Source organism: Actinoplanes philippinensis, from assembly GCF_900113015.1.
GTDB lineage: Bacteria > Actinomycetota > Actinomycetes > Mycobacteriales > Micromonosporaceae > Actinoplanes > Actinoplanes philippinensis.
This window is the reverse complement of record NZ_FONV01000015.1, coordinates 155,841-182,277: the sequence shown is the minus strand read 5'-3', so window position 1 is coordinate 182,277 and position 26,437 is coordinate 155,841. Positions and strand designations below refer to the sequence as shown.

Sequence of the window (26,437 nt, the reverse complement as noted above, 5' to 3'; positions counted from 1 at the left end):
AAATTGCGAGCAGAATCCGTAGCCGTTCGGTAAACGTCTGAGGTCTCCACCCGGCTCGACCCGGTACCTTGACTACCCGTGTTCCTTGCTACTGCTGCCACACCAGCTCCGTCCGGCTCGGCCGCCGTCTACCAGACGCCGGTCTGCACGTCCGATGCGCTCTGCAACCAGATCCTGGATTGGAGCGGCGGAAACGAATGGCTTGCCACCAGTAGCTATGTGGTCATCATCAAACCGCTCCGGATAGCCGCGATCATCCTGATCGCCCTGTTGATCCGGTGGCTCATCCACCGCGCGATCTCCCGGTTGGCCACCAGCACGTCGCGGGCCTCGATGCCCGCGCTGCTGAAGCCGCTGAAGGAGAAGGTGACGGTCACCGCCGAGGAGGGGCAGTTCATCCCCGAGCGGCGGCGGCAGCGGGCCGAGGCGATCGCGTCGGTGCTGCGCAGCTTCGTCAGCGCTGTGATATTCACCATGGCCGCGCTGCTGGTGATGGGTGAGCTCGGCTTCAACCTGGCGCCGCTGCTGGCCAGCGCCGGCATCGTCGGCGTGGCCCTCGGTTTCGGCGCCCAGAGCCTGGTCAAAGACCTGATCGCCGGTCTTTTCATGCTTCTGGAGGACCAGTACGGCGTGGGCGACACGGTCGACCTGGGCGAGGCCACCGGCGTGGTGGAGAGCGTCGGCCTGCGTATCACCACGGTCCGTGACGCGCGCGGTGTGCTCTGGTACATCCGCAACGGCGAGATCGTCCGGGTCGGCAACAAGAGCCAGGGCTGGGCGATGGTGGTGGTGGACATCCCGATCGGCTTCGTCAGCTCGGAGGAGGCGATCGCCGTGCTCAAGAGCGCAGCCGAGACGGTCGCCCATGACCCGGAGCACGAGACCGGTTTCCTGGAGCCGCCGGATGTGGTCGGTGTCGAGCAGCTGACCGTGGACGGCGCGGTGATCCGGACCATCGCCAAGACCACCGCCGACCATCAGGTCGCCATCCAGCGCGACCTGCGCCGGGCGCTGACCGAGTCGCTGGAGACGTCCGGCCTGTCCGAGCGGATCGCCGCGTCCCGGCTGCTGCCGCGCAGCGCGGTGCCGCCGTCGTGGATGGGCGGGGGCGGCGCCTCGTCACCGGAGCAGCCCGGCGGCGCGACCTAGGATGGGACGGTGAGCGCACCGACCTTCTTCGACGCCGTGGGCGGCGAGCCCACCTTCCGGCGTCTCGTCGACAAGTTCTACGAGGGGGTCGCGGAGGACCCGCTGCTCCGGCCGATGTATCCGGAGGAGGATCTGGGGCCGGCCGCCGACCGGTTCGCGCTCTTCCTCATGCAGTACTGGGGCGGCCCGACGACGTATTCCGACAATCGCGGTCATCCGCGGCTGCGGATGCGGCACGCGCCGTTCCGGGTCGACGCCGCGGCCCGCGACGCCTGGCTCAGCCACATGAAAGTGGCGGTCGACTCGCTGGGTCTGCCCGCCGAGCAGCGGGCCCCGCTCTGGGAGTATCTGGAGCGAGCGGCCTATTTCATGGTGAACGCGATGGATCCCGCGGAGCCTCCGGCCTGACAGTGTCGCGGCGGCCGATGGCTCGTTGATCGGATTGTCACTCACAATCCGGGGGAGCTCTTCCATGCGCCGTCGTCTGCTCGCAGCCGCCGCCGTCGCCGCCGTCACCGTTCCGGTGATGGCCGGCACACCACCAGCGTCGGCCGACATCCATCACCCGACGGTCGTGTCGGCGGATCCGGTGGATTTCACGCCGCACGTGCTCGACGGCACGGTGTGGTCGCTGGCGCTGGTCGGCGACACGGTGGTGGTGGGCGGGTCGTTCACGAAGGTGTCCGACGCCGCCCGGCAGGTGACGCTGGCACGCAAGAACATCTTCGCGTTCGGGCTGCACGACGGTCAGATCCGGACGTTCGCCCCGCAGGTCGACGGTGCGGTCTACTCGCTGGCCGCCGGCCCGGACCACTCGGTCTATCTGGGCGGCGCGTTCAAGACCGTGAACGGCGCGGGCCAGCGCGGACTGGCGCGGGTGTCGCTGCAGGACGGCACCCGCTTCACCTCGTTCGGCGCCCGGGTCAACTGGGGTGACGTACGAGCGCTGGTGAGCCGGGACGGCATCCTCTACGCCGGTGGCACGTTCTCGGCGGTGAGCGGGGTACGTCGCAGCGCGCTGGTCCGGCTCAACGCGCTGACCGGCGTGGTGGACCAGGGGTTCGACGCCCGGCTGGCCGCGCCCGGGCTGAAGCGGACGCGGGTCGAGCACTTCGACGTGTCACCGGACGGGCGGAAGCTGATCGCCGTCGGCGCCTTCCTGAAGTCGGGGACCGCCGCCCGCAACCAGATCGCGCTCTTCGACGTCGGCGGGCCGGGCGCGATCCTGTCCGACTGGTACACCGAGGCGTACGCCCCGACCTGCATGCAGGGGTTCGACACCTACCTGCGGCAGGTCCGGTTCTCGCCGGACGGCTCCTACCTGGTGGTGGCGGCCACCGGACGGGCGTCGTCGGCGCAGAAGCTGTGCGACTCGGCGGCCCGGTTCGAGAGCGCGCCCACCGGCCGGCAGAACCCGACCTGGGTGCAGCGGACCGGCGGGGACTCGCTGTACGCGGTGGCGATCACCGGGCCGGCCGTCTACCTGGGCGGGCACCAGCGGTGGTTCGACAACCCGTACGGCACCGACGGGAACGGCCCCGGACCGGGGGCGGTGTCACGGCCCGGCATCGGCGCCGTCAACCCGAACACCGGCAAGGCCCTGGAGTGGAATCCCACCCGGTCCCGCGGGGTCGGCGTGCGCGCCTTCCTGGTGACTCCGGACGCTCTGCTCGTCGGCTCGGACACCGACGAACTCGGCCACGAATTTCACGGCCGGCTCGGCATGTTCCGGCTGCCCTAAAGGAGTGCGCCCTCGTCGTGGAGCCAGTCCACGAAGGAGGTCGCCACGGCCGCGCCGCAGTCGAGCAGCTCGACGAGCAGCGAGTCGTGGACGCCCGCGGCGAGGGGCACCTGCAGCTCCGCATAGATCGGGAGCTGGCCGCGCTCGGTGGGGTCACCCACGTAGGCCTTGCAGAACCGGCGGGTGTGGTTCCACTCGTTGACGATGCGGTAGGCGCGGTCCGCCCAGTCCGGCGGGACCGTCGCGTGTGGCCGGGCCCGCATGACCAGGATCTCGTCCTCCGGGCCCTCCAGGGTGAACAGCACGGCGTGCCGCTCCCACATGGCCAGCAGGCTGCCCCCGCCGTCGGCGAGGAACCGGATGTCGAGCAGATCGAGCGCCTTGCCGACCCGGGCCAGTTGCACCGGCATGACCGGATCGGAAGCGCCGGTCGTGGACATATCGGACGGGACGCCGGAGCGGCTCGGCTCCCGCTGGGCCGGAACACCGACGCGAACGGTGCTCTGCACCGCAACCTCGCCGCCGCCGGCATCCGCCTGCTCGTTACCCGCAGCCGATCCCGGACGCCATGACCACCACGGCATCGTGTGCACCTCGCTCCCCAACAGACCCACGCCGGACGTTGCAGTGGATCCGAGGGCCGACGGTACCCGCACGCTTCCTGAAGGTCATCCCCCTAACGGGAGGGCGGGACCAGAAGAACGATCCACCGTCACCCTTTCGGGTGACCCACCATCGGCATAACGGTCAATTTGTGGACGCTCTGTCGCCACGCTACTCCATATGGTGCAGAAATTCCCACCCAACCACCGGCCACCCGAACCCTGGCCTCCACCGGATCCCCGTCCCGCGGGCCGAGGAAACCCATCCGGGCGACCGCCTGCACGAGTCGCTGGGAGATCCGCACCGGCTCGCCGGCATCCGGGGTGACCACCATCGCCACATGGTCGAGGAGCGCGTCCCGTACCGCCCTCTGGCCGACCGCACGCCCGGACATCCCGCCCGACGCGATCTCCCGCAGGGTCCCGGCGGCCGCCGCGGCGAGCTGCGTCAGCTCGGCGCCGGAGATCGACTCGACGGCCCGGCTCGCCGGCGGCGGAAGCGGCCAGCGCCACTGCGTGTCACGGCGCTCCGGCAGCGCGGCGCCACCGGCGGCCAGCACGGCGAGCAGGTCCGCGGCCGAGACGGTGGCATCACCCGGCCCCGGACCGGCCACCTCCCGGGTGACCAGCACCTCCCATGGAAGCCGGGCCCACAGGGCGGTCCGGCCACCGGACGAGCGGAGCCGCACCGGCGCGGACGGATCGAGCCTGGTGAGCCGCGCCAGGAACGCGCCTGCGTCGGGAACCCCGAGCAGGCCGTGCTCACTCATGACCGGTCAACGTTCATCAAGACACCTCGGTGTACGGCCGCAGAAAGTCCCGCTCGGCGTCGGACAGCCGGCGTGGATGCCCGTTGACCAGGTTGTACGGCACACAGACGGACCTGGCCCGGCTGGCGAGGACACCGTCGTCGAACAGCTCGTAGGAGACGGTGAAAGCCGCGGCACGCAACTCGGAGATCCACATCTCGATGCGGACCGGATCACCGAAGTCGACCGGCCGCAGGTAGTCGATCTCGTGCCGGGCGATGACGATGCCCTCCTCGAAGGAGCCCAGGCCGTGCGCCTTGGCCCCGACGAAGAACATCGCCACGCGCGCCTCCTCGTACAGGGTGAGGAAGCGCGCGTTGTTGACGTGCCCGTACGCGTCCATGTCGGACCAGCGCACGGGCACGTCGTAGACGAAACGACCGTCAGTCACGTGTGAGCTTGCGGTACGTCACACGATGCGGGCGGGCCGCTTCGGCGCCGAGACGGTCGACCTTGTTCTTCTCGTACGCCTCGAAGTTGCCCTCGAACCAGAACCACCGGTCCGGGTCCTCCTCGGTGCCCTCCCACGCGAGCATGTGGGTGGCCACCCGGTCGAGGAACATCCGGTCGTGGGAGATGACCACGGCGCAGCCGGGGAACTCGAGCAGCGCGTTCTCCAGGCTGGAGAGCGTCTCCACGTCGAGGTCGTTGGTCGGCTCGTCGAGCAGGATCACGTTGCCGCCGATCTTCAGCGTCATCGCGAGGTTGAGCCGGTTGCGCTCACCGCCGGACAGCACCTTCGTCGGCTTCTGCTGGTCCGGGCCCTTGAACCCGAAGGCCGCCACATACGCCCGGGAGGGCATCTCGACCTTGCCGACCATCATGTGGTCGAGACCGTCGGAGACGACCTCCCACACCGTCTTGGCCGGGTCGAGGCCAGCACGGCTCTGGTCGACATACGACAGCTTGACCGTCTCACCGATCCGCACGTTGCCCTCGTCCGGCTTCTCCAGCCCGACGATGGTCTTGAACAGCGTGGTCTTGCCGACGCCGTTCGGGCCGATGATGCCGACGATGCCGTTGCGGGGCAGCGAGAACGACAGGTGGTCGATGAGCGTACGCCCGTCGAAGCCTTTGACCAGGTCGTTGACCTCGATGACGGTGTTGCCCAGACGCGGGCCCGGCGGGATCTGGATCTCCTCGAAGTCCAGCTTCCGGGTCTTCTCCGCCTCGGCGGCCATCTCCTCGTAGCGGTCCAGACGGGACCGGCTCTTGGTCTGGCGGGCCTTGGCGTTGGACCGCACCCACTCGAGCTCCTCGGCGAGGCGCTTCTTCATCTTCGCGTCCTTGCGGCCCTCCACCGAGAGACGCGCGGCCTTCTTCTCCAGATACGTGGAGTAGTTGCCCTCGTAGCCGATCGCCCGGCCGCGGTCCAGCTCGAGGATCCAGCCGGCCACGTTGTCCAGGAAGTACCGGTCGTGGGTGATCGCCAGGACGGTGCCCGCGTACTTCGAGAGGTGCTGCTCCAGCCAGTGGACGCTCTCCGCGTCCAGGTGGTTGGTGGGCTCGTCGAGCAGCAGCAGGTCGGGCGCCTCGAGCAGCAGCTTGCAGAGCGCGACACGGCGGCGCTCACCACCGGAGAGCTGGGTGACGTCGGCGTCCGGCGGCGGGCAGCGCAGCGCGTCCATCGCGAGGTCGAGCTTGGAGTCGACGTCCCACGCGTCGAGGTGGTCGAGCTCCTCCTGGAGCTTGCCCATCTCGTCCATCAGCTCGTCGCTGTAATCGGTGGCCATCTGCTCGGCGATCGCGTTGAAGCGGTCGAGCTTCGCCTTCGTCTCGGCGACGGCCTCCTCGATGTTGCCGAGGACCGTCTTCTCCTCGTTGAGCGGCGGCTCCTGCGCCAGCATGCCGACGGTGTAGCCGGGCATCAGCCGGGCCTCGCCGTTGCTGGTCTTGTCGAGCCCCGCCATGATCTTGAGCAGGCTGGACTTACCGGCGCCGTTCGGGCCGACGACACCGATCTTGGCGCCTGGCAGGAAGCTCAGCGTCACGTTGTCGAGCACGACCTTGTCGCCGTGCGCCTTGCGCGCCTTTTCCAGGACGTAGATGTACTGGGCCACGGTGTGCCCTACCTCCGAGATCGTGGATTGTCGGTGCCGGGATCAAAGGACAATCTTTCCACCCGCCACGCCGGGGACGTTCGGCAACCCCGGGCACTTCAATCCTGAACGACGGCCTGCTCCTCGCGCGTGCCGTCGTTGTGGGTGATGACGAGCCGGTCGAGGCTGACCGTGAAGGTCGCCCCGTCGCTCGCCGTGGCGGTGAACGAGCCCGTCCCGTCGTACTGCACTCCGGCCAGGAACAACGCGGTCTTGTTCTCCACCCACGGGGCCTCCGCGCCGCCCTTGTTGGCGTGGTAGAAGAGAGCACCGCTCGCGTCCTGGCAGATCCAGATCACCGAGCGGCTCTCGGTCCGTACCCGCAGGACCTGCCGCAATTCCCCGTTCGCCCCGAATTGAGCGCCCATTTCCTGGGTACGGTCCAGGCAGGCCTGATACGCGGGGAGGAGTGACAACGTCGGCGACGGCTCGGAGACCGGCTTTCCCGAGCCGCGCCGCTCGGAGAGCAGATAGCCACCGATCAGGCCGATGATCGCGAGCAGCGCCGTGGCGATCACCACAGGGAAGAACAATGGCTGCCGTCGCTGGGAATGATCATCACGCGGGGTCACCGGCACAGGATGGCACCCCGCCCCAGCCGGGTCCATCTCCGTCGATCACGGCGGCGGACCGGAGCCGGTGAGAGAGCGGGAGCTTACACACAGTAGGCTCACGGTGGGAACAGAAACCACTCGGAGGTGTACTCAGCGTGGCCCAACGAAGTTCCTTCGTCGTCGTCGCCAACCGTCTGCCCGTGGACGAGGTCACAACGCCGGACGGTGAGAAGCAGTGGCGGCCCAGTCCGGGCGGCCTGGTCACAGCCCTGCATCCGGTCCTGGTCGAGCATCAGGGCACCTGGATCGGATGGGCCGGTGGCTCGGGAGAGGCGCCCGAGCCGTTCGACCTCGAGGGCATCCACATCCACCCGGTTCCGCTCAGCGACGAGGAGCTGGAACGCTACTACGAGGGTCAGTCCAACGCGACCATCTGGCCGCTCTACCACGACGCCGTCGAGACCCCGGTCTACAAACGGCGCTGGCGTGAGACGTACCGGGTGGTCAACCACCGGTTCGCGCAGGCCGCGGCGGAGGTGGCCGCGGAGGGCGCCACCGTCTGGGTGCAGGACTACCAGTTGCAGCTCGTGCCGTCGATGCTCCGGGAGATGCGGCCGGACCTGAAGATCGGGTTCTTCCTGCACATCCCGTTCCCGCCGATCGAGCTGTTCATGCAGATGCCGTTCCGGGCCGAGATCCTGCGCGGCCTGCTCGGCGCCGACCTGGTCGGCTTCCAGCAGCGCCTGGCCGCCCAGAATTTCGTCCGCCTCGCCCGGCACCTGCTCGGCCTGCGCTACGAGGGCCAGTCGATCCAGGTCGACGGGCGCAAGGTGAAAGCCGGCGCGTTCCCGATCAGCATCGACACCGCGGAGATGGAGCGGCTCGCCGCCGACCCGGCGGTGCAGTCCCGCGCCAAACAGATCCGGGCCGAGCTCGGCGACCCGAAAACGGTGATCCTCGGCGTCGACCGGCTCGACTACACCAAGGGCATCGAGCTGCGCCTCAAGGCGTTCCGCGAGCTGCTCGCCGACGGCAAGCTGAACATCGGCGACGCCGTGATGGTGCAGGTCGCCACACCCAGCCGGGAGCGCGTCGAGCACTACCAGACCCTCCGGGTGAAGGTGGAGCGCGAGGTCGGCCGGATCAACGGCGAGTTCGGCCGGGTCGGCACGCCGGCCGTGCACTACCTGCACCAGTCGGTCAGCAAGCAGGAGCTGGCCGCGATGTATGCGGCGGCCGACGTCATGATGGTGACCCCGCTGCGCGACGGGATGAACCTGGTCGCCAAGGAGTACATCGCCTGCCGCGGCGACACCGGCGGCGCGCTGGTGCTCAGCGAGTTCGCCGGGGCGGCCACCGAGCTGCGCCAGGCATTCCTGTGCAATCCGCACGACCCCGACGGGGTGAAGGACGCGCTGCTCCGCGCGGTCGGCGCCGAGCCGGCCGAGCTGAAACGACGCATGCGGGTGATGCAGCGCCACCTGCGGACCCACGACGTCGCACGCTGGGCGCGCTCGTTCCTCGACGAACTCGGCGTCGACGAGGGCTGAGGTCAGCGAGAGGGCGCCGGGCCGTTTCCGTCCCGGCGTCCTCCCTCAGCGGTACGGCCAACGCGCCCCCGACCCACACGGACTCCCCCACACCGCCCCACCCTTCACGCCGGGCCCCATCCCGGGCCGTTCTGCTCCGCGCCGCGTGGCCACTCGGTTCCGGCCCGGCGACCGTTCTGCTCCGCGCCGCCTGGCCACTCGGTTCCGGCCCGGCGACCGTTCTGCTGCGCGCCGCCTGGCCACTCCGCCGGGCCGGTTCGCCGGGCCACTCCGCCGGGCCGGTTCGATCCGCGCAGCCTGGTTAGTCCGTCTGGGTCGGCCCGGCGGCCGTTATTGATCAGCCAGCCGCTGGGGTGAAGGACTCCCCCACCGTGACCACCTCGCCGATCACGACGACTGCTGGTGGTCGGATGCCGGCCGTCGCGGTCTCCTCGGCGACCGCGCCCAGCGTGCTGGTCAAGGACCGCTGGTGGGCCGTCGAACCCTCCTGCACCACGCCGACCGGGGTATCCGCCGAGCGGCCCTCGGCGATCAGGCGTGCCGCGATCTTCGGGAGGTTCTTCAAGCCCATCATCACCACGATGGTGCCGCGCATCCGGGCCAGGGCCGGCCAGTCGACCAGGGTGTCCGGGTGGTCCGGTGGGATGTGACCGGAGATGACCGTGAACTCGTGTGCCACCCCCCGGTGCGTGACCGGGATGCCGGCCAGCGCGGGCGCCGCGATCGAGCTCGTCACGCCGGGCACGACGAGCACCGGGACACCCGCCTGGGCGCAGGCCAGCGCCTCCTCGCCGCCACGGCCGAAGACGAAGTTGTCGCCGCCCTTGAGCCGGACCACGAACTTCCCCTGGGTCGCCCGGTCCACCAGGATCCGGTTGATCTCCTCCTGGGCGGCCTGCGGACCATACGGGATCTTGGCGGCGTCGATCAGCTCGACCTCGGGACGTAGCTCGCCCAGCAGCATGCCGGGAACCAGCCGGTCGGCGACCACCACGTCGGCGGCCGCGAGCAGGCGGCGGCCCTTCACGGTGATCAGCTCCGGGTCGCCGGGGCCGGCGCCGACCAGGGCCACGCCCTTGAGCTCGGGCGCGGCCGGTGGGGAGGCCTCCAGGACGGTGGCCACCATGTCGCGGACCGCCATCGCACGGCGGCGATCACCACCGTCGGTGACCGCCACGGTGACCTGGCCGTGCCGGGTGACGGCCGGGGTCCAGGCGGTTGCGGCGTCGCGGTCGTCAGCCCGTACACAGAAGATCCGGTTTTGCTCGGCGGCGACACTGACCTGGGCCGCCGCCTCCGCGTCGTCGACCGCGACATGGACCAGCCAGGCACCCTCGACGTCGCCGGGCGCGAAGCGCCGTGGCGTCCAGGTCACGCGGCCCGCGTCGACGTGTCCTTGCAGGGTGGGGGTGAGTTCCGGAGAGACGATCTCGACGTGGGCGCCCGCCGCGATCAACGCCGGAACCCGGCGTGTGGCGACCGTGCCACCGCCGACCACCAGCACGCGACGGCCCTCGAGGCGCAGTCCCAGGGGGTAGATGCTCATTTCTCCGACACTCCCGCGCTCATCTGCCCGACACTCCCCGCGCGCCTACGACGGCGGCGACGCGCTCCATTCCCCGACTGGCCGCGCGCCTTCGACGGCGGCTCCGCGTGCCCCCGGCGGGCGGCCCCTCGCTCATTTCTCCGACACCCCCGCCGAGTCGAACGTCGCCACCTCGTGCAGCACTCGCACCGCGGCCTGGACGACGGGCAGGGCCAGCACCGCTCCGCTGCCCTCGCCGAGGCGCATGCCGAGGTCGAGAAGCGGCTCCAGGCCCAGGTGGGCCAGCGCGATGCCGGCGCCCGGCTCGACCGAACGGTGCCCGGCGACCATCGCGGCCACCGCGTCGGGGGCGAACGCCGCGGCGGTGACGGCGGCCGAGGCGGCGATCACGCCGTCGACGATCACCGGCACCCGGCACGCTGCGGCGCCGAGGATGAACCCGGTCAGCGCGGCGTGCTCCAGGCCGCCGACCGTGGCGAGCACGCCCAGCGGGTCGGCCGGGTCCGGGGAGTGCCGGTCCAGCGCGGCCGTCACCACGGCGACCTTGTGCGCGAGGGTCTCGTCGTCGATGCCGGTGCCCCGACCGGTCACCACCCCCGCCGACACGCCGGTGAAGGCCGCGATCAGCGCGGCCGCGGGTGTCGTGTTGGCGATGCCCATGTCGCCGGTGAGCAGCGCTTTCGCACCCTGCTCGACGAGTGTCTCGGCGACCCGGATGCCGACCTCGACAGCGGCCAGGGCCTCCTCGCGGGTCAGGGCCGGGCCCACCGTCATGTCGCGGGTGCCGCGCCGCACGTTGGCGTCCAGCAGGTTGGGGCCGCCGTGCAGCGGGATCGCCACCCCGACGTCGACCACCATGACGTCGGCGCCGGTCTGCCGGGCGAACGCGTTGACCACGGCGCCACCGGCCACGAAGTTGGCCACCATCTGCGCGGTGACCTCCTGTGGCCAGGGGCTGACCCGCTGGGCGTGCACCCCGTGGTCACCGGCGAAGACGGCGACGGTGGCCGGCTCGGGCAGCGGCGGCGGGCACACCCCGGCCAGCCCGGCCAGGCGCACCGACAACTCCTCCAGAGCGCCCAGCGAGCCGGCCGGCTTGGTGAGACGGGCCTGCAGGTCGCGGGCGGCGGTCATCGCCTCGCCGTCGGCGGGCCGGATGGCCGCCAGGGTGGTCTCCAGCGTCACGGTCGCTCCTCGATCACTTCGCTCAGAGTCTGCACGAATCGGTCTGTGGTGGCAGTGTCGCGCACCGCAATCCGGAGCCAATCCGGGCCCAGCCCCGGGAAGGTGTCGCCACGGCGCACCGCATAGCCACGTTTCCGCAGGTCAGCGCGGACATCTTGGGCGCCCGGGACGCGTACCGCAACGAAGGCTGACGCTGGATCGCCGGGAACCGTGACGCTCGGCACTCGCCGCAGCTGTTCCACCAAGTGGGCGCGCTCGGCCGCGAGGGCCCCCGCGATCTCGCGCTCGGCCGCCACCGCGACCGGCGACGCGCAGGCGGCCGCCGCGGCGAGCGCCGGCGTGGAGACCGCCCACAGCGGCCGCGCGGCGGCCAGCCGTCGCAGCAGATCGGCCGGGCCGAGCGCGTAACCGATCCGCAGGCCGGCCAGGCCCCACGTCTTGGTCAGGCTGCGCAGCACCACCAGGCCCGGCAGGTCGCGGCGCTCGGCCAGCGACTCCGGCTCTCCCGGCGCCCCGGCGCGGAAAGTGGTGTCGGCGAACGCCTCGTCGACCACCAGCACACGGCCCGGGCGGGCCAGTTTCGCCACGTCGGCGGCCGGGTGCAGCACCGAGGTCGGGTTGGTCGGGTTGCCCACGAAGACCAGATCGGCGTCCTCGGGGACCAGGCCCGGATCGAGCCGGAAGCCGTCCGCCTCGCGCAGGATCACCCGCTCGACCTCGTGGCCGGCGTTGCGCAGCGCCGCCTCCGGCTCGGTGAACTGCGGATGCACCACGACCGGCCGGCGGGCGCCGCGCAGCGCCTGGGCCAGCAGCACGAACGCCTGGGCCGCACCGGCTGTGAGCAGCACTTCTGCCGGGTCCCGGCGGTGCCGTGCGGCGACGGCCGCGGTGGCGCCGCGCTCGTCCGGGTACGCCGAGAGCGAGCCCAGCGACGCCGCGATCGGATCCGCCAGCCAGCCGGGCATGGCCTGGTGCCGCACGTTGACCGCGAGATCGATCAGGCCCGCACCCACCTCGGCGTCGCCGTGATGATCGAGGTCGAAACTCATGGGCTCAGCATGCCGGACCCGGTGGCACGCCTGACTTCGGCCGTTCCGTCCGAACATGAGCAGCTTTGGCCATACCGTCAAAGAGTGACGAACCGACACCTCACCGTAGCCGGAAGAGTCGCCCTCCTGATCCGGGCCGGGCTCATCGCGGGCCTGGTCATCACCGGCCTGTCCTACCCGTTCGCCGCGCTGGCCGGCATGGGTGTCAAGGCCGGCGCCGAAGCTCTCGAGAGCATGCCCGAGCAGCTCACCGAACTCCCCCCGGCCCAGACCACCTACGTCTACGCCGGTGACGGCAAGACCCTGCTCACGATGTTCTACGAGGAGCACCGCAAACACGTCGCCCTCAAGGACATGTCGCCGTACGTGATCAAGGCGATCGTGGCCTCCGAGGACTCCCGCTTCTACGAGCATCACGGTGTCGACGCCAAAGGCGTGGCCCGGGCCTTCGTCGCCAACCAGAAAGCCGGCGGCGTCTCCCAGGGCGCGTCCACGCTGACCATGCAATACGTCCGGATGGCGTTGCGCGACAGCGCCCGCACCCCGCAGGAGGCTCTCGAAGCCACCGAGCAGACCGCCGCCCGCAAACTCCGCGAGATGCGGCTCGCCATCGAGGTGGAACAGCGGCTCAGCAAGGAGGAGATCCTCGAGCGGTACCTCAACGCCGCCTATTACGGGCATCGTGCCTACGGCATCTTCGCGGCGTCGCAGATCTTCTTCTCCAAGGCGCCGCGTGATCTCGGCCTCACCGAGGCGGCGCTCATCGCCGGGCTGGTCAAGGCGCCGTCCGCCTACGACCCGGCCACCAAGAACCAGAAGGCCGCCCTGGACCGGCGCAATTACGTCATCGACCAGATGCTGAAGAGCAACGCGATCACCGCCGAACAGGCCACCTCCGCCAAGAAGTCGAAGATCAAACTGAAGCTCAGCACGCCGCCGAACGGTTGCATCTCTGTCGCCCCCAAGCACAACGACTGGGGCTTCTTCTGCGATTACTTCACCAGCTGGTGGCGCGAACAGCCGGCTTTCGGCCGGACCCCGCTGGAACGCGAGGAGAATCTGCGCCGCGGCGGATACCGGGTGGTCACCTCCATCGACCCCAAGATCCAGCGGTACGCCATGCAGCACGTCCTGGAGAAGGAGAGGAAGACCAGCGCCATCGCCCACGGACAGGTCGTCGTGCAGCCCGGCACCGGGCGGGTGCTCAGCATGGCGGTGAACCGCACCTACTCCCTGGACCAGGAGAAGAACGGCCGGCACAGCGACTGGCGTCAGGACGACGACGTCAAAGGCAATTACCCGAACACCGTGAACCCGCTGCTCGGCGGCGGCGACATGGCCGGTTACCAGGCCGGATCCACCTTCAAGATCTTCACGATGCTGGCCGCTCTCGAAGAAGGCCTGCCGCTGTCCACCTCCTTCTACGCCCCGCAACGGTTCGTCTCCCGTTACATCACCGCGCCCGGGCCGGCCACCTGTGGCATCTACTGGTGCCCCAAGAACTCCAGCAAGTCGATGACCGGCAACCAGAACATGTGGACCGGTTTCGGCAAGTCGGTCAACACGTATTTCGTGCAGCTCGAACAGCGGATCGGCTCGGAGAAGGCGGTCCGCATGGCCGAACGTCTCGGACTGCGCTGGCGCACCGACATCGACCGCAAGCTCGCCACCAAGGAGCACGCCTCCGGCTGGGGCGCCTTCACCCTCGGGGTCAGCGACGCCACCCCGGTCGAGATGGCCAACGTCTTCGCCACCCTCGCCGCCGAGGGCGAATTCTGTGAGCCGCTGCCCGTCCTCAGCATCCGCAACCCCGACGGGTCGAACGCCCTTTACCAGGACCGGCTCATCGCCGAACCCCGGTGCCACCAGGAGATCAAGGCGAACGTCGCCCGTGCGGCCACCGACGCGGCCCGCTGCGTCACCGGATACGGCTCGGCCCGCGGCGGCTGCGGCGGCTGGGGCACGTCGTCGATGGTCTACGGCACCATCGGGCGGCCGATCGCCGGCAAGAGCGGCACCACCGACGGCAACAAGACCGCGTGGTTCAGCGGATACACCCCGCAGCTGGCGGCGTCGGCCTTCGTCGCCGACCCGGACAATCCGGAACACCTGGTCGGGTCGGGCCGCTCGACCATGTCGAAATACACTGTCGCTCAGACCTTGCGTGATGCCCTCAAGGGCAAACCGAGAGAAGATTTCAAACCCCCCGCCGACAAGTACGTCTGGTAGCAGCTCGCAGAAGCCGCGCCCACCACGCCCGCCGCCGGACCGGGGTCAGCCTCCGGTCGCGGCGCGGGCCGTCGCGGGACGGCGGCGGGGTGGTCGCCAGGACGGGTCGCGACCGGCCAGGCCGACCGCTCTGAGCAGGAGATCCTCCTCGGCGTCGACCGGGAACCGGGGGCCGAACAGGCCGGGCGTGCCGTCGGCCGGGCCCTGGGCCAGGAACTCGACGAGCACCTCGAGGGCACGGGGATCGGCCGCGTAGTCCTGCTCGGTGGCGCGGGCCAGATCCCACCCGTGCATGATCAACTCATTCATCGCGACGGCGCCCATCGCGGTGGCCGGCAGGGTGACGCCGCCGGCCAGTGCCGTGCCGGTCCAGGCGGCCGGGTCACGCCAGGCGATGGCCAGGTCGGCCAGGAGCACCGGAAGACGGCTGCGCCAGTGTGGTGACAGATGCCCGGCCGAAGGCTGGGGCGGTGGGCCGTCGGTGCCCGGCACGCCGGCGCGTTTGCGGGCGGCCATCGTGAAGGCGGTGGAGAGGCCCATCAGATGATCGAGCAGGGCCGCGACCGTCCAGTCCGGGCATGGGGTCGGCGCGGCGAGATCGCGGTCGTCGACACCCAGCAGCAGCGCTCTGATCTGACGAACCGGCGGGTCGAAATCCAGCGGCACACGATCGGCCACGATCTCCTCCTTCGGTTGTCGTAGACCTCACCGTACGAGGGGGGTACGACAATTTCTCAGGTGGCGGATCGACCTTTCGCACGCTGGGCCGCTTCCGGCGACCGGATCGATCAGGTGTGCATGGAGAGGTCCGCGGTGTGGCCGTCGGGACCGCCCTGCGACCCCGGTGCGGGATGCTGTCCCGCCCCGGGAGACGTGCCCGGACCGTGCCCGCCCGCCGGTCCGTGGCCGCCGGGCTGGCCGTGCCCCGCCTGGCCGTTCGCACCGGACGACCCGTGCCCCGGCTGCCCGTTCCCACCGGGCTGACCGTTTCCGCCGGACAACCCGTTGCCGGGCTGACCGTTTCCGCCGGTCGGTCCGAAGCCACCCGGCTGGCCGTGGCCGTCTGTCTGGCCCGGAAAGTCGGATTGCCCATGGCTGCCGGGCTGGCCGGGGAACTCGGACGGGCCGCGATAGTCCGGCTGCGCCGCGAAGTCGCGCTGACCGTGGTCGCCGCCCTGCCCGGGGTAGTCGGACGGCCCGCGGAAGTCAGACTGCCCGCGGTCCCCCAACTGGCCGTGGAAGTCGGATTGACCCCGGTCGCCCAACTGGCCGTGGAAGTCGGATTGACCCCGGTCGCCCGGCTGGCCATGGAAATCGGACGGACCCCGGTCGCCCGGCTGGCCATGGAAATCGGACGGACCCCGGTCGCCCGGCTGGCCATGGAAATCGGACGGACCCCGGTCGCCCGGCTGGCCGTGGAAGTCGGATCGAGGCTGGAAGCTGGGCTGGTCACGATCGCTTGGGGAGCCGTGGAAATCGGGTCGGCCCTGGAATGGGGGCCGGCCCGGGAAGTCGGGCTGACCGCGGAAGTCGGACTGGTCGCGGAAAGCGGGCTGGCCGTGGTCGTCCCGCAAGCCGTGGAGATCCGGCCGGTCCCGGAAGTCGGACGGACCGTGGCTGCCGGGCTGTCCGTGGAAATCCTGCTGGCCCGGATAGTCCGCCGGGCCGTTCTGCCCTCGGAAATCCGGTGACCCGTGGAAGTCGTCCCCGGGGAACTCGGACTGGTCGCGATTGCCGGCCGGCCCGTGGAAATCGGACTGGCCGTGGTAGTCGGGCAGGGGCGGCAGCACCTGGCCGGTGAGCGGCGGCCGGCTGTCGGACGACGAGTGGCCGTGGTATCCCGGCAACGGCGGCAGCACCTGGCCGGACAACGGCTGCTGACTGGCCGGGCCCTGCTGGCCGGGCACACCGTTGCCGGGGCCGGCGGACATGCCCGGCGGCATCGGTGGGGCGGCTGGACCGTACCCCGGATTGGCAGTGCCGGGCGCCGGGATGCCCGAACCCGGACCGCTTCCGCCGGGGATGCCGGAGCCGGGAATCGGCTGGCCGGGAGGCACCGAGCCGGGCTCGTGCAGCATGCCGGGCGGCGGGCCGAGCGGAGCGCCGGGCGAACCCTGACCGACGGGAACCCCCTGTGGCGGCATCGCGGGCGGGGCCGACGGCATCCCCACCGGAGGGCCACCGGGCATGCCGGGCGGCATCGAACTCGGCTGGCCGGGGCCGGCCGGGGACCCGGCCGGGCCGTGCGAGCCGCCGGAGCCCGGCGAACCGGCAGGACCGTGGGCACCGGCGCTGTGCGGGCCGGACTGGCCCTGCGACGCGCCGCCGGAGTTGCCGGAACCGGGCGGGCCGGCGTGGGCGGCGGCGACCAGGCGGCGGGCGATCTCCGGGGCGGCTGCCCAGTGCAGCCCCAGCTGGGAGGCGTGGACCTGCCGCCAGACGAAGCCCTCCGGGTTGCCGCCCGACCAGGTCCAGGCGGGGCTGTTGCCGGCACGCGGGGTGACGACCGCCCGGTGCTGCTTGTAACCGGTGATCCGGGCGCCGGCCGGAGCCAGCACGGACGTGCCGGGGGCGGTTGCCTCGCGATACCCGGCGACGGTCTGCTCGGCGGTGGTCGCGGTGGCGTCCAGCACACCGCACATCGGGCGGCCGTCCAGCTCGTGGCCCAGCCACGGCAGCGCGACGCCCTCGGCGATCACCGGCCAGCCGTCCCGGGCGAACTGGGCGACGGCCGCGCAGAGCCGGCGGTTGGCGGAGAGCTCTTCCGCGTACCCCTCGGGAAGCCCCGCGCCCACCACCAGCGCCCGCGTGCCCGGCGGCAGTGCCTCGTCGCGCAGCGGATCGACCACCGCGACGTCCGCGCCCGCGGCGGTGAGCAGCTCGGCCGTCTCCACGTAGGTGTAGGGGGCGCCCTGGCCCCCGGCCAGGGCGATCACCGGCCGGTGATCGAACTGCTGCTCGCCGGCCGCCTCAGACGGGGTCCAGATCGGGCCCGGGATCGGCGGCGCGGACGAGGCCAGCGCCACCAGGCGCTCGATGTCGAGGGAACCGGCGACCGCCTCGCCGAGACGGCGCACCGCGCGCCCGGCCTCGACGGTCCGGTGCGCCACCGGGACCAGGCCGTGGGTGCGGGCCGGGAGGGCATTGGGCAGGTCACCGCGGTGCAGGGCGCCGAGCACCGGCATGCCGATGTCGTCCATGGCGCTGCGCAGCATCTGCTCGTGCCGGTCCGAGGCGACCCGGTTGAGGATCACACCACCGAGGTGGACCATCTCGTCGAACATCCGGAAGCCGTGCACCAGCGCGGCCAGCGAGTGGCCCATCGCGGCGACGTCGACGACCAGGACCACCGGCGCGCGCAGGGCGGCGGCGACCGAGGCGGTGCCGTCGATCTCCGGCTGGCCGGTGAGGCTGTCGAACAGACCCATCGCGCCCTCGATGACGGCGACCTGCGCACCGGAGGCGCCGTGGGCGAAGAGCGGCGCGACACGCTGCGCACCGACCAGGCGCGGGTCGAGGTTGCGGCCGGGCCGGCCGGCGGCCAAGCCGAGATACGCCGCGTCGGTGTGATCCGGGCCGACCTTGAAACCAGCCGTCGGGACGCCACGGCCGCTGAGGGCAGCGAGCAGTCCCACGGCGATGGCCGTCTTGCCGTGACCCGATGACGGCGCGCTCACGACCAGTCGAGGCTGGGCGGTGATCAATGTCTCCCCCGAGGTTCCGCAGGCGGCCGCCACGTGTTCTATCGACTGCCGGATGTCGCAGACTACCTGGCTGCGGCAGGAGCCACCGCTTCGCCAGGTAGCCTCAGGGGGTGTACCGGTTCCTGCTGACCCCGCGCTGGCTGGGCGCCGCAGCGCTCACGATCATCGCCTCGGTGGTCATGGTGATGCTCGGCAATTGGCAGCTGGATCGTTATCGGGAACGCACCGCCATCAATACCCGGATCGACAGCGCCAACGGCGTCGCGGCCGTCCCGCTGACCGAGGCGCTCGCCGCCCCGACCGCGGCCGGGACCGCCGGCCCGGATCCCGGCGAGGCTGTGGCCTGGACAAAGGTGACCGTGAGCGGCCGCTACGACCCGGCCAACGAGATTCAGGCCCGGGGCCGGACGGTCGGCAGCAAGGTCGGCTTCGAGATCCTCACGCCGCTGATCCTCGACGACGGCACTGCCGTTCTGGTGGACCGCGGCTGGGTGCCTGCGCCGCCCGGCGGCGCGCTCGAATCACCCCGGGTTCCGGCAGCTCCGACCGGCCGGGTCACGGTCACCGGCCAGATCCACCTGTCGGAAAGTAGACCCGCTCCGGTGGAACGCCGCGACGGCCGTCTGGACACCCGCCGGATCAGCCTGCCCCGCCTGGCGACCGAGTTGCCCTTCCCGGTGTACGGGGCGTATGTGCTGCTGAGCGAGCAGGCCCCGGCGGCCGATCCGGCGTTCGTGGCGATCCCCATCCCGCACGAGGACTCGTGGCAGAACGGTGGCTACGCCGTTCAGTGGTGGCTCTTCGCCGGCATGGTGTTCGTGCTGTTCGGCTGGCAGGCCCGCAAGGAGGCGCAGGAGCCGTCCGGCGGCGCTCGTCCGGCCGAGCCGGCGGAGCGTTCCCGGGATCGGGTGGCCCACGCCGACTCCCGGGATCGGGTCGTCGCGGCCGACTCCCGCGACCGGGCCGCCGAGGCCAGCTCCCGGGATCGGGTCGCCGCCGCGGATCGTGCCGCTGCGGCGGTGGAGACCGACCGGGTTGCGGCGGCGGACCGCGCTGCCTCGGCGGAGCGCAAGGCTGCCGACGCCGGGGGTTCCTAGCCCGGCCGGTGTGGCGGCCGGTTCCGTCCGGTGGCGGCCGGTTCCGTCCGGCGGGGCTTTCGGCTGCTTGTGGTGACGTGCGTGGCATCGTTTCGCGACAGAGGGCGGCGCCGATTAATGTCGCGGGCATGACCTTCCCGTCGGGTGATCCGTGGGGCGTGCCGTCGTCCCCGCCCGCGTCCGAGACACCGGCGTCGCCGGAGCCGTCCGGGCCGGTGATCGCGGAGATCGCCGAGATGCAGATCACCTCCACGACGGTGCGTACGCCAGTGGGCGATCTGCCGCTGGCCGGGTCGCGCTGGGTGGTCACCGATCACTGGCTGAGTCAGCGGCGCACCCCGACCTGGGCCCGGATCGTCGCCTTCGGTGGCATCTGCTTCACGGCCGGCCTGAGCCTGTTCCTCCTGCTCTTCAAGGAGGCGGTCGCTCAGGGCACGGTCAGCGTCACGGTGACGAGCGGCCAGCATCAGTACGTGTCGCGCGTCCCGGTTCGGCACGAGGACGATGTGAACGAGATCAACCAGCAGGTCAACTACATCCGCAGCCTCGCCGCCCTGTAGAGAGCCGGCGCCGGCTCCGCCCGTCCCGGTCAGGACGACCACGGTGGTCGACCGGTGACGGAAGGCTGCTGCTGATCAGGCCGGTGACGGTGGTCGGCCGGCTCCGATGGCCCGGACCGTGTCGATGGTGTCGGCTTCGGCGGCCGGCTTGTCGTCCCGGTAGCGAAGGACACGGGCGAAACGCAACGCGACACCGCCCGGGTAGCGGGGTGACGTCTGGACGCCGTCGAAGGCGATTTCCACCACCTGTTCGGGGCGGACGGTCACTCCCCAGCCGTTGTCGGCGACGGCCAGTTGCTGGAACCTTTCGGTCTGCCAGCGCAGCAACTCGTCGGTGAGCCCTTTGAAGGTCTTGCCGAGCATGACGAATCCGCCGGTCTCCGGGTCGCGGGCGCCTAGATGCAGGTTGGACAGCCAGCCATGGCGGCGCCCGTGGCCCCACTCGGCGGCGAGGACGACCAGGTCGAGGGTGTGGCGGGGTTTCACCTTCACCCAGGCGGAGCCGCGACGACCGACGTCGTACGGCGCTTCCGGGTCCTTGATCACGACGCCTTCCTGGCCGGCCGCGAGCGCCTCGGCGAACGCGGCGGCTGCTTCCTCCTCGGTCTCGGCGATCGATCGGCCGACAGTCGCGGCGGCCGGGACGATCTCGGCGAGGGCAGCCCAGCGGACCCGGCCTGGCTCGTCGAGCAGATCGACGCCGTCCAGGTGGAGAAGATCGAAGAAGTACGGCCGGAGGCCGGTGTCCGCCGCATGGCTGCCCGGCGGAGAGGAAACCCCACCGGAGGCGACGCCGGCGGAAGAAGGGGCCGCAGACGATAGGCCGGCGGACGAGCCCCCACCCGAGGCGACAGCAGCGGAGGAAGGGGCCGCGGAGGAGAGTCCGGCAGACGAAGGGTCAGCCGAGGACCCGCCGGCGGAAGAGTCTTCGGCGGAGATGCCGACGGCCGGGGTGGACGCGGTGTCGCTCGCGCGGGAGCCTCGACCGGTGGCCGCTCGCCTGGCGGGGGCTTTCGCGCCGCGGGTGGCGGCACGGCTGGAGGTTTCCTGGAAGGGGCGGGGCCGGCCGGACTCGTCGAGCAGCATGGCCTCGCCGTCGAGGATCACCTCGCGCAGCGGCAGCGCCCTGACCTGGGCGACCACTCCGGGGAGACGGGCGGTGACGTCGTCGAGGCTGCGGGTGAAGACGGCCACCTCGTCGCCGGAACGGTGGACCTGGATGCGGATGCCGTCGAGTTTGGTGTCGACGACGGCGGGTGTGCCGGTGGCCAGGAGAGCTGCCGCGACGTCGGGGGCGCTGCTCGCCAGCATCGGGCTCAGCGGGGTGCCGACCCGCAGGTGGATCTGGGCGAGCGCGGGCGCGCCGCCGGTCAGGGCGGCCTCGGCGACAGCCTTCAGGTCACCGGCGAGCAGGAGCGCCCGCCGGACCGTGGCGGCCGGCACCTGGGCGGCGGCGGCGATCGCCTCGGCCAGCAGGCCGGCCTGGGCGCCCTGGCGTAGCTCGCCGCCGAACAGGCCGATCAGCAGCAGTTGCTCCTGGGCGGTGGCGGCGGCGAAGAGGGCGCCGAGAAGCTGTTTGCGCCGGGCCTGCGATCCGGTGCCGGAGACGGCCGAGATCTCGGCGATCGCCGCGTCGACGGCCGCCACGGTCAGGGTGGCCTCGGCGGCGGGCTCCGGCCGGTCACGCAGTGCGGCGTAGCCGACACCGGTCTGTCGTTGTCGCAGCTCACCCGCGAGGTAGGCGGCCCCGGCCACGATCTCGCCGGGGCCGAGGCGTCGCAACGCTCCGGCGAGCAGCTCGATCTTCGCCTTACGGCCCGAGGTCGCGGCCACGGCGGCCGAGGTGGCTGCTATGTCAAGGAACCGCACGATCTCCATCCTGGCAGCCGAGCACGTCATCCGGTGCCCCGTGACATGCGCCGAACACGATCGGCCGAGACCGGGGCCGCAGGCGCACGCCCGGCCGGACGCGAGCCTGCGGCCTCGTCACGAGACCGCACCGGGTCAGCGATACCCCACCGCGCCGGGAACGAACACGAGACCCGGCGAGGGATCAGCAGCGCAGAAGCGGAACGAGCCGCGGGGGTGACGGTGCTGGGGACCCGGCGGGAGTGCTCACCCCGTACCCCCAGGGAAGTTGTCTGATTTTGACCTTGGTTTCGGTGTCGTGATCATGCGGCTTTGGGCTCCTCGATGCGGAAACCGCGAGCGCGGACCGAGTCGGCGACCCGGGCCAGCTCGGCGTCGAGCGTGCAGAGGACTTTGGAGAGATCGTCGAGGTGATCGGTGAGGGTGGCGTCGTCCCACCCGGAGACGTCGACGTCGCCCAGGGCGCGGGCCGCGGCACGGAGCCGGGCGATCGACTCGATCCGCTCGCGTGTGCGAAGTCGGTCGAGCGAGTCACGTGGGCCGGCGGGGGTGACCCGGGCCGCGCGACCGGCCAGCGCAGCGGAGAGCTGCGTGGCAGGCCTGTTGGTGGCAGGCATGTTCGGTGCAGGCGAGGCAATCGAACGCATGTTCGAATCCTAACAGGAATGATCGCCGCCGCCAGGGGCTGATCCACCCTGTGGACACCGGAATTCACCTGCCCAGGGCATGCCGGAACAGCGTGTCGGCCTCGGCCGGGACGGCCCGCGCGGCGACGAACCCGTCCGGCCGGACCAGGTAGAACAGGCCCGGCTGCAGGCCCGTCTCGGGGGCCGGCGGGAAGAGGTGCACCGGCATCCCGAGGTCGGGCGCGTCGGCTGTGGTGACCTCGCCGTACCCATGAATCTGCCAGCAGGCGGCGCGCAGGGCCGCATGGTTGACACCGGTCCAGGGCAGCCGGCGCCCGAGCACCGGGTCGCGGGGGCCGGACGGGCCGGCGTCGGGGTCGAGGCGGTAGTGGATGCGGATCTGCGACACGTACTGGAACAGGCGGGAGCCGCCGGACGAGGTGGGCAGCACCCGCACCGCGATCGGCGCGATCACGGGGATCAGGATGCGCCGCAGCGCCCGCAACGGCAGCCGGGTCGAGGTGATCGCGTTGAACACCCGGTCGGTGGTGGCGACGAGTTTGCGGGCGACCGGCCGGCGCTCGGCCTCGTAGCGGTCGAGCCAGCCGTCCCGGCGGGTGCCGCGCAGCACGTCGGAGAGTTTGAAGGCGAGGTTGTGCGCGTCCTGCAGACCGGTGTTCATGCCCTGCCCGCCGACCGGCGAGTGCACGTGGGCGGCGTCACCGGCGAGAAAGAACGGGCCGTCCCGGAAAGCGGCGGCGACCCGGTGATGCACGCGGTAGGTGGCGAACCAGCGGGCCCGGTCGTAGGTGACGCCGTAGGTGCGCAGCATCCGCTCGCGGGCGTCCTCCTCGTCCAGGTCGCCGTCGCCGTTCGTGTCGCGGACCAGGCCGATCAGCCGCCAGGCGCCCTCGCCGCGCATCGGGAAACCGAGCAGGAAGTCGGTCCGCTCGGGGCGCACGTTCACCGCCCCGGGTGTCAGGCCACGCGCGCCGAGCGCGTCGAGCACGAAGAAGCGGTGCGGGTTGGTGACCCCCTCGAAGTCGATCCGGCGAGCCTTGCGGACCACCGAGTTCGCCCCGTCGCAGCCGACGCAGAACCGGGCGCGGACCGTGTGGTTCCCGACTTTCGCCTCCACGCCGTCGTCGGTCTGCACCACCGCGGTCACCGGCGACTCCCAGAACACGTCGCCGCCGAGTTTGCGCAGATTGTCGTAGAGGATCTCCTCGTTGCGGCTCTGCTCCAAGACCTCGATGAAGGGGTACGGGGTGAGCCGCGCGCCGATCCGCCCGAGTGGAATACGCCCGAACGACCGCGCACCGAACCCGGGCGACAGCGCCTCGGCCCGGTGCGCGGCCTCCAGAACCTGGTCGCCGATGCCGAGCTGGTCGTAGATCTCCAGGCTGCGCGCCTGCACGACGAGCGCGCGGGACTCCGCCGTCGGACCGTCCTTGCCGTCCGCGACCATCACCTGCGCCCCGAGCCTGGTCAGCCAGTTGGCGAGCATCAGCCCGGTCGGACCGGCGCCCACCACGAGGACCTCACAAGTCAGCTCGGCCATCGGCCACCCCGTCTCCTACCTCGTCAGAGTCTCCGCAACGTTCTTGAGCAGCAGCGCCTCGGCGACACAGACCTTCTCGAACTCGCCCAGGTGCAGGCTCTCGTCCGGCCCGTGCGCCGCCGAATACGGGTCTTCGACACCGGTGACCAGGATCGCGGCGCCGGGGAACAGCTCCTGGAAGGTGGCGATGAACGGGATCGAGCCGCCGACACCCATGTCCACCGGGTCGGTGCCGTCCCACGCCGCCCGGAACGCGGAACGGGCCGCGTCATACACCGGACCGGTCGCGTCGATCACGCACGGCGAGCCGTCGCTCTCCAGCGTGACCTCGAGGCTCGCGCCCCACGGGACGTTCTTCTCCAGGTGGGCCCGGACCGCCTCGAACGCCGATTTCGGGTCCTCGCCGGGCGCCAGCCGCACGCTGATCTTCGCCTTGGCGGTCGGCTGCAACGCGTTCGCCGCCTCCAGGGTGCGGGGAGCGTCGATGCCGAGGACCGACACCGACGGCTTGGTCCAGATGCGGTCGGTGATGGTGCCCTTGCCGATCAGCTCCACCCCGTCGAGGATCCCGGCCTCATGCCGGAACCGGTCGGCCGGGTAGTCGACGCTTGCGCCCTCACGACCGACCAGGCCGGCCACCGCGACCTCGCCGTCGTCGTCGTGCAACGTCGACAGCAGCCGCGCCAGGGTGATCAGAGCATCGGGCACCGGGCCGCCGAACATGCCGCTGTGCACCGCACTCTTCAGCACCTTGACCTCGGCGAACAGGTTGACCAGACCGCGCAGAGAGGTGGTCAGCGCGGGCTGGCCGATGTCCCAGTTACCGGAATCGGCGATCACGATCACGTCGGAGCGCAGCTCCTCCAGGTGCTCGTGGATGATCGTGTCGAGGGAGTCGGAGCCATACTCCTCCTCGCCCTCGACGAACACGACGACGCCGACCGGAAGCTGGTCGCCGAACGCGCGCAACGCCGCGACGTGCGCCATCACACCCGCCTTGTCGTCGGCGGCGCCACGGCCGTAGAGGCGGCCGTCACGCTCGACCGGCTCGAACGGGTCGCTCGTCCACAGCGCCGGATCACCGGCCGGCTGCACGTCATGATGCGCATACAGCAGGACGGTCGGGGCGCCGGCGGGGGCCGCCTTACGGCCGATCACCGCGGGCTGGCCACCGTGGCGGACGATCTCGGTGTCGAGCCCGCACCCGCGCAACAGCTCGGCGACCGCCTCCGCGGACCGCTCCACGTGCGAGTGGTCGAAACCTTCGAAGGCGACACCCGGGATCCGCACCAGCCGTTCCAGGTCGGCGCGGACACCGGGCATCTCGCGCCGGATCGCGGCGCGCAGATCGGATTCACTCAGGCTCATGCCGCCGATCGTAGGCCGGAGATGTGACAGGTTTCCGGCCCGACCGATGGATCATGCGTCCGGTGTACCCTCTCCGCCGTTGTCGCGGCGCCCACGCCGGGCCGCGTCACTGGCCCAGCCATACGCCTTGCCGGCGGCTGCCCCGGCCAGATCGGCGGCGCCGCCGCCGAGCCGCCGCACCAGCCCGACCAGCGGGTCCTGCGAGGTGGCGAAGTCCTCCCGGTACGCCTTGGCGGCCGCTTTCACGTCCTCGGTGACCGACGCGTCGCCGTCGGAGTCACGGCGCGGGTAGTCGCCGCCGAGAATCTGCGCATACTCCCCCGAGTCGATCCACTTGCGCAGCTCGGCGGCCCGGGCGACCGGCACCGGGTGGCTGCTCCACGCGGTCATGCCGATCTTGTGAAGGCTGTCGCGCAGGTCACCGCCGCCCTCATACTCCGCGGCCTGCTCCAGGAACGCCGCGGTGTCGATCTGCGAGAGGTCGCCACCGCCGGCCAGTTTCATCAGCAGGCGCAGCGAGGCGGCCGGGTCCTGGCCGGCGAGCAGACCGGCCCGGTCGGCGGACAGCTCCGCCTTGCGCCACCACTCGTACATCGCCGCGATGATCGCCCGCAGCGCCATCACCCCGACCGGCAACCAGCTGATGCTGGCCAGCCAGCCGGTCAGGATCTGCAGGATCGTCTTGTAGACGGCGTGGCCGCTGCGGACATGCCCGATCTCGTGCCCCAGCAGGGCGCGCAGCTCGTCGTCGTCGAGCGTGTCGACAGCGCCCGTGGTGATCACGATGAACGGCCGGTCCAGGCCGATGGCCTGCCCGTTGATCCGCGGATCCGGCGTCACGAAGAGCTCCGGAAGCTCCGCCACGTCGAGCGTGCTGCCCGCCTCGGCGAAGAGCTGGTAGACCCTCGGATACTGCCGGTGGTCGACGCGGATCGCCCCGGCCAGGAACATCAGCCGGAAACCCCGCTCGTTCCACATACCGAAAAACGTTTTCACCACGTCGTCGAAACCACGCAACTCGCGCAGCGCGGACAGCGCTCCACGGTCTGCCGGATGCTCCCACGCCCTCGAGCTGATACCGGTCAGGGTCACGCGACGGCGTGCCGGCCGGTTGTCGTCCTCGGTCGTCATCTGCCTCA

At 71.2% G+C, this 26,437-nt stretch carries 22 protein-coding genes; 7 read left to right on the top strand and 15 right to left on the bottom strand.

All coding sequences use genetic code 11. The annotated features are described in order from the left end of the window. The first annotated feature begins 171 nt into the window (after positions 1-171). The 3 genes from BM290_RS35910 to BM290_RS35900 all read left to right on the top strand — a co-directional run bounded on the left by BM290_RS35910 (position 172) and on the right by BM290_RS35900 (position 2,890). Positions 172-1,149 carry a mechanosensitive ion channel family protein gene (locus BM290_RS35910; RefSeq protein WP_239143972.1) on the top strand — a complete coding sequence of 326 codons (978 nt, stop codon included), beginning with the start codon at positions 172-174 and terminating at the stop codon, positions 1,147-1,149. A gap of 9 nt (positions 1,150-1,158) precedes the next feature. Beyond that, positions 1,159-1,557: a globin gene (locus tag BM290_RS35905; protein ID WP_093620392.1), complete on the top strand. Its 399-nt coding sequence runs from the start codon at positions 1,159-1,161 to the stop codon at positions 1,555-1,557. A 64-nt stretch (positions 1,558-1,621) separates the two neighbouring features. Next, entirely contained in the window at positions 1,622-2,890 is a 1,269-nt protein-coding gene (locus BM290_RS35900; RefSeq protein WP_093620391.1) for a delta-60 repeat domain-containing protein, read from the top strand. On the opposite strand, the gene BM290_RS35895 is transcribed toward BM290_RS35900, so the two are convergent. The 5 genes from BM290_RS35895 to BM290_RS35875 all read right to left on the bottom strand — a co-directional run bounded on the left by BM290_RS35895 (position 2,887) and on the right by BM290_RS35875 (position 6,972). Further along, positions 2,887-3,474, bottom strand: coding sequence for a type III secretion system chaperone family protein (locus tag BM290_RS35895; RefSeq protein WP_093620449.1), 588 nt, complete (start codon positions 3,472-3,474; stop codon positions 2,887-2,889). The two genes, BM290_RS35900 and BM290_RS35895, sit on opposite strands and share 4 nt — an antisense overlap. 128 nt (positions 3,475-3,602) lie before the next feature. Further along, positions 3,603-4,262: a DUF8185 domain-containing protein gene (locus BM290_RS35890; protein ID WP_093620390.1), complete on the bottom strand. Its 660-nt coding sequence runs from the start codon at positions 4,260-4,262 to the stop codon at positions 3,603-3,605. Between the two features lie 16 nt (positions 4,263-4,278). Continuing rightward, positions 4,279-4,692, bottom strand: coding sequence for an acyl-CoA thioesterase (locus tag BM290_RS35885; protein ID WP_143134040.1), 414 nt, complete (start codon positions 4,690-4,692; stop codon positions 4,279-4,281). Beyond that, on the bottom strand, positions 4,685-6,361 hold the full coding sequence (ettA, locus tag BM290_RS35880; protein ID WP_093620389.1) for an energy-dependent translational throttle protein EttA: 1,677 nt from the start codon (positions 6,359-6,361) through the stop codon (positions 4,685-4,687). Before ettA ends, BM290_RS35885 begins: the two co-directional genes overlap by 8 nt. A 98-nt stretch (positions 6,362-6,459) precedes the next feature. Beyond that, a complete protein-coding gene (locus BM290_RS35875) occupies positions 6,460-6,972 on the bottom strand; it encodes a hypothetical protein (protein ID WP_239143956.1) in 513 nt (170 codons plus the stop codon). A 137-nt stretch (positions 6,973-7,109) separates the two neighbouring features. Here BM290_RS35875 and BM290_RS35870 point away from each other — a divergent pair, with 137 nt between their 5' ends. Beyond that, the gene (locus BM290_RS35870; RefSeq protein WP_093620387.1) at positions 7,110-8,504 is read left to right on the top strand and encodes an alpha,alpha-trehalose-phosphate synthase (UDP-forming); all 1,395 of its coding nucleotides are present in this window, start codon (positions 7,110-7,112) and stop codon (positions 8,502-8,504) included. Positions 8,505-8,841: 337 nt separating this feature from the next. Here BM290_RS35870 and cobA read toward each other — a convergent pair whose 3' ends face one another. From cobA to cobC, 3 genes are all read right to left on the bottom strand, one after another. After that, positions 8,842-10,050: a uroporphyrinogen-III C-methyltransferase gene (cobA, locus tag BM290_RS35865; RefSeq protein WP_093620386.1), complete on the bottom strand. Its 1,209-nt coding sequence runs from the start codon at positions 10,048-10,050 to the stop codon at positions 8,842-8,844. Between the two features lie 132 nt (positions 10,051-10,182). Beyond that, positions 10,183-11,235, bottom strand: a complete 1,053-nt coding sequence (cobT, locus tag BM290_RS35860) for a nicotinate-nucleotide--dimethylbenzimidazole phosphoribosyltransferase (RefSeq protein WP_093620385.1) — start codon at positions 11,233-11,235, stop codon at positions 10,183-10,185. Then, positions 11,232-12,284: an Rv2231c family histidinol phosphate aminotransferase CobC gene (gene cobC / locus BM290_RS35855; RefSeq protein ID WP_239143955.1), complete on the bottom strand. Its 1,053-nt coding sequence runs from the start codon at positions 12,282-12,284 to the stop codon at positions 11,232-11,234. Before cobC ends, cobT begins: the two co-directional genes overlap by 4 nt. Positions 12,285-12,368: 84 nt before the next feature. Between cobC and BM290_RS35850 the strand changes: the two genes are divergently transcribed. After that, entirely contained in the window at positions 12,369-14,513 is a 2,145-nt protein-coding gene (locus BM290_RS35850; protein ID WP_093620383.1) for a transglycosylase domain-containing protein, read from the top strand. A 45-nt stretch (positions 14,514-14,558) separates the two neighbouring features. Here the strand turns inward: BM290_RS35850 and BM290_RS35845 are convergent, their stop codons facing one another. Then, positions 14,559-15,191, bottom strand: coding sequence for a TIGR03086 family metal-binding protein (locus BM290_RS35845; RefSeq protein ID WP_093620382.1), 633 nt, complete (start codon positions 15,189-15,191; stop codon positions 14,559-14,561). A gap of 110 nt (positions 15,192-15,301) precedes the next feature. Further along, entirely contained in the window at positions 15,302-18,190 is a 2,889-nt protein-coding gene (locus tag BM290_RS50965; protein WP_342352060.1) for a cobyrinic acid a,c-diamide synthase CobB, read from the bottom strand. A 137-nt stretch (positions 18,191-18,327) separates the two neighbouring features. On the opposite strand from BM290_RS50965, the gene BM290_RS35835 reads away from it, so the two are divergent. Next, positions 18,328-19,314, top strand: a complete 987-nt coding sequence (locus BM290_RS35835) for an SURF1 family cytochrome oxidase biogenesis protein (RefSeq protein ID WP_239143954.1) — start codon at positions 18,328-18,330, stop codon at positions 19,312-19,314. A 128-nt stretch (positions 19,315-19,442) separates the two neighbouring features. Then, positions 19,443-19,874, top strand: coding sequence for a hypothetical protein (locus BM290_RS35830; protein WP_093620381.1), 432 nt, complete (start codon positions 19,443-19,445; stop codon positions 19,872-19,874). Positions 19,875-19,949: 75 nt separating this feature from the next. Here BM290_RS35830 and BM290_RS35825 read toward each other — a convergent pair whose 3' ends face one another. From BM290_RS35825 to BM290_RS35805, 5 genes are all read right to left on the bottom strand, one after another. Further along, positions 19,950-21,752: an ATP-dependent DNA ligase gene (locus BM290_RS35825; RefSeq protein ID WP_093620380.1), complete on the bottom strand. Its 1,803-nt coding sequence runs from the start codon at positions 21,750-21,752 to the stop codon at positions 19,950-19,952. 293 nt (positions 21,753-22,045) lie between these two features. Next, positions 22,046-22,234 (bottom strand): hypothetical protein, encoded by a 189-nt coding sequence (locus BM290_RS35820; RefSeq protein WP_239143970.1) that lies wholly within the window; start codon positions 22,232-22,234, stop codon positions 22,046-22,048. A 220-nt stretch (positions 22,235-22,454) separates the two neighbouring features. Then, the gene (locus tag BM290_RS35815; RefSeq protein ID WP_093620379.1) at positions 22,455-23,930 is read right to left on the bottom strand and encodes an FAD-dependent monooxygenase; all 1,476 of its coding nucleotides are present in this window, start codon (positions 23,928-23,930) and stop codon (positions 22,455-22,457) included. Positions 23,931-23,945: 15 nt separating this feature from the next. After that, complete coding sequence (locus BM290_RS35810) at positions 23,946-25,292, bottom strand: dipeptidase (protein ID WP_177320036.1); 1,347 nt, start codon at positions 25,290-25,292, stop codon at positions 23,946-23,948. 57 nt (positions 25,293-25,349) lie between these two features. Further along, positions 25,350-26,429, bottom strand: coding sequence for a M48 family metallopeptidase (locus BM290_RS35805; RefSeq protein ID WP_093620377.1), 1,080 nt, complete (start codon positions 26,427-26,429; stop codon positions 25,350-25,352). Positions 26,430-26,437 lie beyond the last annotated feature (8 nt).